This window comes from Pseudomonas viridiflava (assembly GCF_001642795.1).
Lineage (GTDB): Bacteria > Pseudomonadota > Gammaproteobacteria > Pseudomonadales > Pseudomonadaceae > Aquipseudomonas > Aquipseudomonas viridiflava.
Window position 1 is genome coordinate 420924 of sequence record NZ_LKEH01000047.1, and the last position, 11817, is coordinate 432740.

Annotated in this window: 9 protein-coding genes; 5 read left to right on the top strand and 4 right to left on the bottom strand. The window is 58.2% G+C overall.

The window, feature by feature from the left end:
- Nucleotides 1-22: 22 nt before the first annotated feature.
- The 5 genes from clpP to AO065_RS24940 all read left to right on the top strand — a co-directional run bounded on the left by clpP (nt 23) and on the right by AO065_RS24940 (nt 7165).
- On the top strand, nt 23-664 hold the full coding sequence (clpP, locus tag AO065_RS24920; protein WP_002552734.1) for an ATP-dependent Clp endopeptidase proteolytic subunit ClpP: 642 nt from the start codon (nt 23-25) through the stop codon (nt 662-664).
- Nucleotides 665-771: 107 nt separating this feature from the next.
- Entirely contained in the window at nt 772-2055 is a 1284-nt protein-coding gene (gene clpX, locus AO065_RS24925; RefSeq protein ID WP_004883904.1) for an ATP-dependent Clp protease ATP-binding subunit ClpX, read from the top strand.
- A gap of 207 nt (nt 2056-2262) precedes the next feature.
- The gene (gene lon, locus AO065_RS24930; RefSeq protein WP_004883905.1) at nt 2263-4659 is read left to right on the top strand and encodes an endopeptidase La; all 2397 of its coding nucleotides are present in this window, start codon (nt 2263-2265) and stop codon (nt 4657-4659) included.
- Between the two features lie 144 nt (nt 4660-4803).
- A complete protein-coding gene (locus AO065_RS24935; RefSeq protein WP_004883906.1) occupies nt 4804-5076 on the top strand; it encodes an HU family DNA-binding protein in 273 nt (90 codons plus the stop codon).
- Nucleotides 5077-5281: 205 nt separating this feature from the next.
- Nucleotides 5282-7165: a SurA N-terminal domain-containing protein gene (locus tag AO065_RS24940; protein WP_004883909.1), complete on the top strand. Its 1884-nt coding sequence runs from the start codon at nt 5282-5284 to the stop codon at nt 7163-7165.
- Nucleotides 7166-7296: 131 nt separating this feature from the next.
- On the opposite strand, the gene fabI is transcribed toward AO065_RS24940, so the two are convergent.
- Genes fabI through AO065_RS24960 form a run of 4 tightly spaced genes read right to left on the bottom strand, consistent with a single transcriptional unit; the run spans nt 7297 to nt 11816 of the window.
- The gene (gene fabI, locus AO065_RS24945) at nt 7297-8091 is read right to left on the bottom strand and encodes an enoyl-ACP reductase FabI (RefSeq protein WP_004883910.1); all 795 of its coding nucleotides are present in this window, start codon (nt 8089-8091) and stop codon (nt 7297-7299) included.
- A gap of 18 nt (nt 8092-8109) precedes the next feature.
- Complete coding sequence (locus AO065_RS24950; RefSeq protein WP_004883912.1) at nt 8110-9720, bottom strand: ABC transporter ATP-binding protein; 1611 nt, start codon at nt 9718-9720, stop codon at nt 8110-8112.
- Nucleotide 9721: 1 nt separating this feature from the next.
- A complete protein-coding gene (locus AO065_RS24955) occupies nt 9722-10741 on the bottom strand; it encodes an ABC transporter permease (RefSeq protein ID WP_004883914.1) in 1020 nt (339 codons plus the stop codon).
- Nucleotide 10742: 1 nt separating this feature from the next.
- Nucleotides 10743-11816 (bottom strand): microcin C ABC transporter permease YejB, encoded by a 1074-nt coding sequence (locus AO065_RS24960; RefSeq protein ID WP_004883916.1) that lies wholly within the window; start codon nt 11814-11816, stop codon nt 10743-10745.
- Nucleotide 11817: the final 1 nt, after the last annotated feature.

Here is an 11817-nt window from a genome sequence, read left to right on the forward strand (position 1 = left end):
TATTTGGGAGTGAATGCAGGACATGTCCCGCAATTCTTATATTCAGCAGAACTCTGACATCCAGGCCGCTGGCGGCCTGGTCCCGATGGTTATCGAGCAGTCCGCCCGTGGCGAACGCGCCTATGACATCTATTCGCGCCTTCTCAAGGAGCGGGTGATCTTTATGGTTGGTCCGGTAGAGGACTACATGGCCAACCTTATCGCGGCGCAACTGCTCTTCCTTGAAGCGGAAAACCCGGACAAGGATATCCATCTCTACATCAACTCACCGGGCGGTTCGGTGACTGCGGGCATGTCGATCTACGACACCATGCAGTTCATCAAGCCTGACGTGTCGACCATCTGTATCGGTCAGGCGTGCAGCATGGGTGCGTTCCTGCTGGCTGGCGGTGCCGAGGGCAAGCGTCACTGCCTGCCGAACTCGCGCATGATGATTCACCAGCCATTGGGCGGTTTCCAGGGCCAGGCGTCGGACATCGACATCCATGCCAAGGAAATCCTGCACATTCGTCACCGCCTGAACTCGTTGCTGGCGCATCACACCGGCCAGAGCCTTGAGACCATCGAGCGCGACACCGAGCGTGACAACTTCATGAGCGCAGAGCGTGCGGCTGAATACGGCCTGATCGACTCGGTGATCAACAAGCGTCAAATGCCTGCCTAAGCACCTCAAAATGTAGGGGGTCGGTGCAACCGACCGCCTGCGGACTTGAAAAAGCCCGCAATAGCCTTCATCTTGTGTTGCAAGCCTATCGGATTTGGATCGATCGAATGACTGACACCCGCAACGGCGAGGACAACGGCAAACTGCTCTATTGCTCCTTCTGTGGCAAAAGCCAGCATGAAGTGCGCAAATTGATTGCCGGCCCCTCGGTCTTTATCTGCGACGAGTGCGTCGACCTGTGCAATGACATCATCCGCGAGGAGGTGCAGGAAGCACAGGCCGAAAGCAGCGCGCATAAATTGCCTTCGCCCAAAGAAATCAGCGGCATCCTTGACCAGTACGTGATTGGTCAGGAGCGTGCCAAAAAGGTTCTCGCAGTAGCGGTGTACAACCACTACAAGCGTCTGAACCAGCGCGACAAGAAAAATGACGATGTGGAACTGGGCAAGAGCAACATCCTGCTGATCGGCCCTACGGGTTCCGGCAAGACGCTGCTGGCTGAGACACTGGCCCGTCTGCTCAATGTACCGTTCACCATCGCCGACGCCACCACCCTGACCGAAGCCGGTTATGTGGGTGAGGACGTGGAAAACATTATTCAGAAGCTGTTGCAGAAATGTGATTACGACGTAGAGAAGGCCCAGATGGGTATCGTCTACATCGATGAAATCGACAAGATTTCGCGCAAATCCGACAACCCTTCGATTATGCGTGACGTTTCGGGTGAAGGCGTGCAGCAAGCCTTGCTGAAACTGATTGAAGGTACGGTGGCTTCGGTTCCGCCTCAGGGTGGCCGCAAGCATCCACAGCAGGAATTCCTGCAGGTGGACACGCGCAACATTCTGTTTATCTGTGGTGGCGCCTTCTCGGGCCTGGAAAAGGTCATTCAGAACCGCTCTACGCGCGGCGGCATCGGCTTCAACGCCGAAGTCCGCAGCAAGGAAGAGGGCAAGAAGGTTGGCGAATCCCTGCGTGAAGTCGAGCCTGACGATCTGGTCAAGTTCGGTCTGATCCCTGAATTCGTGGGCCGTCTGCCGGTTCTGGCAACGCTGGACGAGTTGGATGAGGCTGCGTTGATGCAGATTCTCACCGAGCCGAAGAACGCGCTGACCAAGCAGTACGCCAAGCTGTTCGAGATGGAAGGTGTGGACCTCGAATTCCGCACCGATGCGCTGAAATCGGTTGCCCGTCGTGCGCTGGAGCGCAAGACCGGTGCCCGTGGCCTGCGCTCTATCCTGGAAGGCGTGTTGCTCGACACCATGTACGAGATCCCGTCGCAAAGCGACGTGAGCAAGGTGGTGATCGACGAAAGCGTGATCGATGGCTCGTCCAAGCCGCTGCTGATCTACGAAAACAGCGAGCCGCCTGCAAAGGTCGCTCCTGACGCGTAACGGCACTGTCGTCACACGTGAAGAGACACGAAAGGGGGCCCTCAGGGTCCCCTTTTGCATTTCCGGCACTCCCGTTCGTCTTGTAGAAGAGAGCGAACCTGAGAGGGCTGCAGCCCATGGGGCTTGTTTTTTTCGAACGCTACCCCCATCTTGGCTTCAAGCTAATTCCATCTGTCCCGGCCGTTTGGCCGCTGTAGAGGCGAAATCATGAAGACCACCATCGAATTGCCTCTTTTGCCATTGCGTGATGTCGTGGTTTATCCGCACATGGTTATCCCGCTGTTCGTGGGGCGCGAGAAGTCTATCGAAGCCCTTGAGGCAGCGATGACGGGTGATAAACAGATCCTGTTGCTCGCGCAAAGAAACCCTGCTGACGATGATCCTGATGAGCAGGCTCTTTATAGCGTCGGCACCATTGCAACCGTATTGCAGTTGCTCAAATTGCCCGATGGCACCGTCAAGGTGCTGGTCGAGGGTGAGCAACGTGGTTCTGTCGAGCGTTTCATCGAGGTCGACGGTCATTACCGCGCCGAAGTCGCGCTGATCGACGAAGTAGACGCCCCGGATCGTGAATCCGAAGTCTTTGTCCGCAGCCTGCTGGCTCAGTTCGAGCAGTACGTGCAACTGGGCAAGAAAGTCCCTGCAGAAGTCCTGTCGTCGCTCAACAGCATCGATGAGCCTGGCCGTCTGGTAGACACCATGGCAGCCCACATGGCGCTCAAGATCGAGCAGAAGCAGGATATCCTCGAGATTATCGACCTGTCGGCCCGTGTCGAGCACGTGCTGGCGCTGCTGGATGCTGAAATCGACCTGTTGCAGGTCGAGAAGCGCATCCGCGGTCGCGTCAAGAAACAAATGGAGCGCAGCCAGCGCGAGTACTACCTGAATGAGCAGATGAAGGCCATTCAGAAAGAACTGGGCGATGGCGATGAAGGCCACAACGAAATCGAAGAGCTGAAAAAGCGTATCGACGCCGCTGGCCTGCCAAAGGATGCGCTGGCCAAGGCCACTGCCGAGCTGAACAAGCTGAAGCAGATGTCGCCAATGTCGGCCGAGGCCACCGTCGTGCGTTCCTACATCGACTGGCTGGTTCAGGTGCCGTGGAAGGCCCAGAGCAAGGTGCGTCTGGATCTGGCCCGTGCCGAAGCCATTCTGGATGCCGACCACTACGGTCTGGATGAGGTCAAGGAGCGCATCCTTGAGTACCTCGCCGTGCAGAAGCGCGTGAAGAAGATTCGCGGTCCTGTGTTGTGCCTGGTAGGTCCACCGGGTGTGGGTAAAACCTCGCTCGCCGAGTCGATTGCCAACGCAACCAATCGCAAGTTCGTGCGCATGGCCCTGGGTGGCGTGCGTGACGAGGCTGAAATTCGTGGTCATCGCCGGACTTATATCGGTTCGATGCCGGGAAGATTGATACAAAAGATGACGAAGGTTGGCGTGCGCAACCCACTGTTCCTGCTCGATGAAATCGACAAGATGGGCAGTGACATGCGTGGCGATCCGGCGTCGGCTTTGCTGGAGGTTCTGGACCCCGAGCAGAACCACAACTTCAACGACCACTACCTTGAGGTCGATTACGACCTGTCGGACGTGATGTTCCTGTGCACCTCGAACTCGATGAACATTCCGCCAGCGCTGCTGGACCGAATGGAAGTCATTCGTTTGCCGGGCTACACCGAAGACGAGAAGATCAACATCGCCGTCAAATACCTCTCGCCGAAGCAGATTCAGGCCAACGGTCTGAAGAAGGGCGAGATCGAATTCGACGAGGAAGCGATCCGCGACATCATCCGTTACTACACCCGTGAAGCGGGCGTGCGCGGGCTGGAACGCCAGATTGCCAAGGTCTGCCGCAAGGCGGTCAAAGAGCATGCACTGGAAAAACGCTTTGCCGTTCACGTCACTGCCGACATGCTCGAGCACTTCCTGGGCGTGCGCAAATTCCGCTACGGTCTGGCTGAGCAGCAGGACCAGATCGGTCAGGTAACGGGCCTTGCCTGGACTCAGGTAGGCGGTGAGCTGTTGACCATCGAGGCGGCTGTCGTACCCGGCAAGGGTCAGTTGATCAAGACCGGTTCGCTGGGTGATGTGATGGTCGAATCCATCACGGCAGCCCAGACCGTCGTGCGCAGCCGTGCTCGCAGCCTGGGCATTTCTGCGGACTTCCACGAGAAGCACGACACGCATATCCACATGCCTGAGGGTGCTACGCCTAAAGACGGCCCAAGCGCGGGTGTAGGCATGTGCACGGCGCTGGTGTCGGCATTGACCCAGATTCCGGTGCGTGCCGATGTGGCAATGACCGGTGAAATTACCCTGCGGGGTCAGGTGCTTGCCATCGGTGGTCTGAAGGAAAAACTTCTGGCTGCACACCGCGGTGGAATCAAGACCGTGATCATTCCTGAAGAAAATATACGCGATTTGAAGGAAATTCCTGACAATATCAAACAGGATCTTCAGATAAAGCCGGTTAAATGGATTGACGAAGTCCTGCAAATTGCGCTGCAATACGCCCCGGAGCCCTTGCCGGATGTGGCTCCTGATCTCGTTGCAAAGGATGAAAAACGCGAGTCTGACTCTAAGGAAAGAATTAGCACGCATTAAGTCTGGCAGGCTTCCTTGACAGCTTTTTAGAGCCCTTGTTATAAAGCGGCTCTTTGAAGCAAGTCCGGCAGGCCTTCCAGCGCTCGTTTTGCTTAACACCTAAAACTTAGAAACATACTCAAAATAGAGATAAGGGGACTTAGAGTGAACAAGTCGGAACTGATTGATGCTATCGCTGCATCTGCTGATATCCCGAAAGCTGCTGCTGGCCGTGCGCTGGACGCAGTGATCGAATCCGTCACTGGCGCTCTGAAGGCTGGCGACTCGGTTGTTTTGGTTGGCTTTGGTACGTTCTCCGTTACAGATCGTCCTGCGCGCACCGGTCGTAATCCTCAGACTGGCAAGACGCTGGAAATCGCTGCTGCTAAAAAACCAGGTTTCAAAGCCGGTAAAGCCCTGAAAGAAGCTGTCAACTAAGCCTCTTTATGCCTTTGCCCGCTGGATCGGTGTTGTTCTGATCCAGTAGCGGAGCGGTGGTGCAGTCGGTTGCAACGCCGAAGGGTTCGAGCCCTTCCGCTCCGTCAGTTACGAGAAGGCGCATCCTCGGATGCGCCTTTCTTCTATCCGCTTTCTACCCACGCTCCGCGGTTGGTTAGTCAGTTCAACCGTTTTGGGGGACGCAATGCTGCAGAACATCAGGGACAATTCACAGGGCTGGATTGCCAAGACAATCATCGGAATCATCGTCGCATTGATGGCCTTCACCGGCATCGAGGCAATGTTTACCGCTTCCAGCAACAAGCAGAACGCTGCCGAGGTCAATGGCGAGGACATCTCTCAGAACGAGCTGAGCCAGGCCGTGGACATGCAACGCCGTCAGTTGGCCCAGCAACTCTCTCAACAGCTGGGCAAGGATTTCGATCCTGCAATGCTGGACGAGAAGCTGCTGCGCGAGTCCGCTCTCAAAGGGCTGATCGACCGCAAGCTGCTGCTGCAGGGCGCGGCCGACTCCAAATTCTCCTTTTCCGATGCGGCACTGGATCAACAGCTTTTGCAGACGCCTGAATTTCAGGTTGATGGCAAATTCAGCGCAGACCGTTTCGATCAGGTGATTCGTCAGCTGGGCTACAGCCGCATGCAATTCCGCCAGATGCTGGGTCAGGAAATGCTCATCGGTCAGGTCCGTGCCGGTGTCGCAGGCAGTGCGTTTGTGACCGACGCTCAGGTCGATGCCTTTGCCCGTCTGGAAAAACAGACCCGTGATTTCGCTTCGTTGACCCTGCCGGCCGATCCTTCGGCAGTCAAAGTCACCGACGACGAGGTCAAGGCTCACTACGACGAGCACGCCAAAGAGTTCATGAGTCCCGAGCAGGTCGTGCTCGACTACATCGAGTTGAAGAAGTCTGCCTTCTTCGACAAGGTGCAGGTCAAGGATGAAGACTTGCAGGCGGCCTATCAGAAAGAGATTGCCAACCTCGCCGAGCAGCGTCGTGCTGCGCACATCCTGATCGAAGTGAACGACAAGCTCAGCGATGAGCAGGCCAAGGCGAAGATTGAAGAAATTCAGCAGCGTCTGGCCAAGGGTGAGGACTTTGCCGCGCTGGCCAAGGAGTTCTCGCAGGACCCGGGTTCGTCGAGCAAGGGTGGTGATCTGGGCTATGCAGGCAAGGGCGTTTACGACCCTGCATTCGAGGACGCACTGTACGGCTTGAACAAGGACCAGGTTTCGCAACCTGTGCGTACCGACTTCGGCTGGCACCTGATCAAGCTGCTGGGTGTTGAAGCGCCTTCGGTGCCGACCTTCGCGAGCCTGAAAGACAAGCTGACCAACGACCTCAAGTCGCAGCAGGTCGAGCAGAAGTTCGTCGAAGTGACCAAGCAACTGGAAGATTCGGCGTTCGAATCGTCTGACCTGACCCAGCCGGCTCAGGATCTGGGCCTCAAGGTTCAGACTACCGCACCATTCGGTCGTGAAGGCGGCGAAGGTCTGACGGCCAACCGTGCGGTCATCCAGGCTGCGTTCAGCCCGGAAGTCCTGGAAGAAGGTTCCAACAGCAACACGCTGGAACTGGACCCGGAAACCGTAGTGGTCGTGCGTGCCAAAGAGCACCTGCAACCACAGCAACTGCCGCTTGAAAGCGTCGCCAGTGCCATTCGTGCCCAGTTGGTCAAGGAGCACGCAAGTGCTGCGGCCAAGGCCAAGGGCGAGGCTCTGCTGGCCGGTCTGCGTGACGGCAAGATCCCGCTGGCAGCCAAGCAGGAAGGCCATGAGTGGAAAGTCATGGAAGCGGTCACTCGCAGTCAGGAAGGTGTCGATCCTGCTGTGCTGCAGGCGCTGTTCCGCATGCCCAAGCCGACTGGCAAGGACAAGCCGGAATACACCAGCCAGACCGCAGCCGATGGCAGCTTTGTGATCGTGCGTCTCAATGGTGTGAATCAGGCGGCTGCACCGACTGACGCGGAAAAGGCGCAATACCGCCGCTTCCTCGCATCGCGTGCCGGTCAGCAGGATTTCGCAGCGTTCCGTGCCCAGCTGGAAAGCAAGGCGAAGATCGAGAAGTTCTAAGTCCGGTGTCATGCAGGGTCAGGTCGGAAACGACCTGACCCTTTGCAGAAGCCAAAAAAGAAGGCCGCTCACTGAGCGGCCTTCTTTTTGTGTCCCGGAAAGTGCCGCTCGCAATGAGCGGCACCCGCCCGTCACTCTTCGATGTTGCCCATCGCGGTGGTGTTGAAGCCGCCGTCGACGTACATGATCTCACCGCTGATGCCCGAGGCCAGATCGGAGCACAGGAACGCGCCTGCGTTGCCGACTTCGTCGATGGTCACGTTGCGACGCAGAGGGGTCTGCGCTTCGTTGGCGGCCAGCATCTTGCGGAAGTTCTTGATGCCCGACGCTGCCAGCGTACGGATCGGACCTGCCGAAACCGCGTTGACGCGCGTGCCTTCAGGACCGAGGCTGCCAGCCAGGTAACGAACACCGGCTTCCAGACTCGCCTTGGCCATGCCCATCACGTTGTAGTTAGGCATGGTGCGCTCTGCGCCCAGGTACGACAGGGTCAGCAGGCTGCCATTGCGGCCTTTCATCATTTCGCGGCCGGCCTTGGCCAGTGCCACGAAGCTGTAGGCGCTGATGTCGTGAGCGATGCGGAAGCCATCACGGGTGGTGGCTTCGGTGAAGTCGCCATCGAGCTGGTCGCCCGGCGCGAAACCTACCGAGTGCACGATCACGTCCAGGCCGTCCCACTTCTTGCTCAGCTCTTCGAAGACCTTGTTGATCTCTTCGTCGCTGGCCACGTCGCAAGGGAAGCACAGTTCAGGGCCCGAGCCCCAGCCTGCGGCGAACTCTTCGACACGACCCTTGAGTTTGTCGTTCTGGTAGGTGAAAGCAAGCTCTGCACCTTCACGATGCATGGCGGCAGCGATGCCGGATGCGATGGACAGTTTACTGGCGACACCGACGATCAGGACGCGCTTACCGGCGAGAAAACCCATGTGTTGTTCCTCTTCAGGTTAATCGACAGCGACTGGTGCCAAAAAGGCGGCTTCCAGAAGCTGCTGTGTGTAAGGATGTTGCGGTGCGGCAAAAACAGCCTGCGCCGCACCCTGTTCGACCACTTGGCCTTGCTTGACCACCATCAGTTGGTGGCTCAGCGCTTTGACGACAGCCAGGTCATGGCTGATGAACAAATACGTCAGGTTGTACTTGGTTTGCAGCGAGCGAAGCAGCTCGACCACCTGGCGCTGCACTGTCCGGTCGAGCGCCGAAGTCGGCTCGTCCAGCAGTATCAGTGCCGGCTTGAGCACCAGGGCTCGGGCAATGGCAATCCTCTGTCGCTGACCACCAGAGAACTCGTGAGGGTAGCGGTGCCGGGTTTCCGGATCCAGACCTACTTCCCTGAGTGCTTCGATGATCGCCGTTTCCTGCTCGGCGGCTGTCCCCATGTTGTGAATGCGCAGGCCTTCGCCAACGATATCACTCACCGACATGCGCGGGCTCAGGCTGCCAAACGGGTCCTGGAACACCACCTGCATCTGTCTGCGCAACGGACGGACCTGTTGCTGCGACAGGGAGTCTAGCGGTTTGCCCCTGAAACGTATGGTGCCTTCGCTACCGATGAGCCTGAGAATCGCCAGGCCCAGCGTCGATTTGCCCGATCCGCTTTCACCCACGATCCCCAGTGTTTGCCCTTCCGGCAGGCTGAAGCGGATACCGTCGACCGCCTTGACGTGATCGACGGTGCGCTTTAGCAGGCCTTTCTTGATCGGAAACCAGACTTTCAGGTCTTCGACCTCGAGCAGCGGAGCACCTGCGGGGTTGGTTGAAGGACCGCCGCTGGGCTCTGCGCTGAGCAATACTTTGGTGTACGGGTGTTGCGGTGAACGGAACAGCTCTTCGCACGATGCCTGTTCGACGATGCAACCGCACTGCATGACACATACTCGGTTGGCTATTTGCCTCACAACGTTCAAATCGTGGCTGATCAGCAGCAGCGCCATGCCCAGCCGCGCCTGCAAATGCTTGAGCAATTCGAGGATTTTCAGCTGCACGGTCACATCAAGCGCGGTGGTCGGCTCGTCGGCAATCAGCAGCTCAGGTTCGTTGGCCAGGGCCATGGCGATCATGACACGCTGGCGCTGGCCGCCTGATAGCTCGTGTGGAAGCGCTTTGAGGCGTTTGCGCGGCTCTGGTATGCCAACCAGATCCAGCAGCTCCAGCGTACGCTCAGTGGCCGCCTTGCCGGTAAGGCCCTTGTGCAGGCCCAAGACTTCGTTGATCTGCTTTTCCACTGAATGCAGCGGGTTCAACGAGGTCATCGGCTCCTGGAAAATCATGGCGATGCGGTTGCCACGGATCGAACGCAGTTTTTTCTCTTCGACCTTCAGCAGGTCGTCGCCCGCATAACGGATGGTGCCGCTGGGATGGCTGGCGATGGGGTAGGGCAGCAGACGCAGGATCGAGTGCGCAGTCACGGATTTGCCCGAGCCACTTTCACCGACCAGGGCAAGGGTTTCGCCGCGACGGATATCGAAACTGATGTTCTCGACCACCCGTTGCCGCGAGTCGCCCGTTACGAACTCGACCGCCAGATCGCGGATTTCGATCAGATTGTCATTGTTCATCTTATTTCCTTGGGTCGAAAGCATCGCGGGCGGATTCGCCGATGAACACCAGCAGGCTCAGCATCAGGGCCAGCACCGCAAAAGCGCTGATCCCCAGCCAGGGGGCCTGCAGGTTGGATTTGCCCTGCGCGACCAGTTCGCCCAGCGAAGGCGATCCGGCAGGCAGGCCGAAGCCCAGGAAGTCCAGTGCTGTCAGGGTGCCGATCGCACCCGTGAGAATGAACGGCATGAAGGTCATGGTCGATACCATGGCGTTGGGCAGGATGTGGCGGAACATGATCGCGCCGTTCTCCATGCCCAGTGCGCGGGCGGCACGCACGTATTCCAGGTTGCGGCCCCGCAGGAACTCTGCACGCACCACGTCCACCAGACCCATCCAGGAGAACAGCAGCATGATACCCAGCAGCCACCAGAAGTTGGGCTGCACGAAACTGGCCAGAATGATCAGTAGGTACAGCACCGGCAGCCCGGACCAGACTTCCAGAAACCGCTGGCCCAGCAGATCGACCCAGCCGCCATAGAAGCCCTGCAGCGCACCGGCCACCACCCCAATGATTGAGCTGAGAATCGTCAGGGTCAGGGCAAACAGCACCGAGATTCTGAAGCCATAGATTACCCGTGCCAGCACATCACGGCCCTGGTCGTCAGTGCCCAGCAGGTTCTCCCGCGACGGCGGGGCGGGAGCGGGGACTTTCAGGTCATAGTTGATGCTCTGGTAGCTGAACGGGATCGGCGCCCACAGGGTCCAGCCGTCCTTGGCCGCCAGCAGCTCCTTGATGTAGGGGCTCTTGTAGTTGGCTTCCAGCGGGAATTCACCACCGAAGGTGGTTTCCGGATAACGCTCCAGCACCGGGAAATACCATTGGCCGTCGTAACGCACGGCCAGCGGCTTGTCGTTGGCGATCAGTTCGGCGCCCAGGCTCAGGCCGAACAGCAGCAGGAACAGCCACAGTGACCACCAGCCGCGTTTGTTGGCCTTGAAACGTTCGAAGCGGCGGCGATTGAGAGGAGACAGCTTCATATCAATGCTTCCTGCTTTCAAAGTCGATGCGCGGGTCTACCAGCGTATAAGTGATGTCGCCAATCAGCTTCACCACCAGACCCAGCAGGGTGAAAATGAACAGCGTGCCAAACACCACGGGGTAATCGCGGTTGATGGCCGCTTCAAAACTCATCAGGCCCAGACCGTCCAGGGAGAAGATCACTTCCACCAGCAGCGAGCCGGTGAAGAAGATGCCCATGAAGGCGGCCGGGAAACCGGCAATCACCAGTAGCATTGCGTTGCGGAACACATGGCCGTACAGCACCTTGTGATTGCTCAGGCCCTTGGCCTTGGCGGTGGTGACGTACTGTTTGCTGATCTCGTCGAGAAAGCTGTTCTTGGTCAGCAGGGTCATGGTCGCGAAGTTGCCGATCACCAGCGCAGTGACCGGCAGCACCAGATGCCAGAAGTAATCGAGAATCTTGCCCGCCGTGCTCAGCTCCTCGAAGTTGTTCGAGGTCAGCCCGCGCAAGGGGAACCAGTTGAAGTAACTGCCGCCGGAAAACACCACGATCAACAGAATCGCGAACAGGAAGGCCGGTATCGCGTAGCCGACGATGATTGCCGAGCTGGTCCAGACGTCGAAGTGGCTGCCGTGTCGGGTGGCCTTGGCGATGCCCAGCGGGATCGACACCAGGTACATGATCAGGGTGCTCCACAGCCCGAGGGAAATGGACACCGGCATTTTCTCGACGATCAGGTCGATCACCTTGGCGTCCCTGAAGAAGCTGTCACCGAAATCCAGCGTGGTGTAGTTCTTGATCATGATCCACAGGCGTTCCGGCGCGGACTTGTCGAAGCCGTACATGCGCTCGATTTCCTTGACCAGCGCCGGATCCAGACCCTGCGCGCCCCGGTAGTTCGAACCCGCTACCGAAACCTCCGCGCCACCGCCGGCAATGCGGCTGGTTGCACCGTCGAAGCCTTCGATCTTGGCGATCATCTGCTCGACAGGCCCGCCGGGCGCGGCCTGGATGATGATGAAGTTGATGATCAGGATCCCGAACAGGGTCGGAATGATCAGCAGCAGCCTTCGCAGAATATAGGCCAGCATG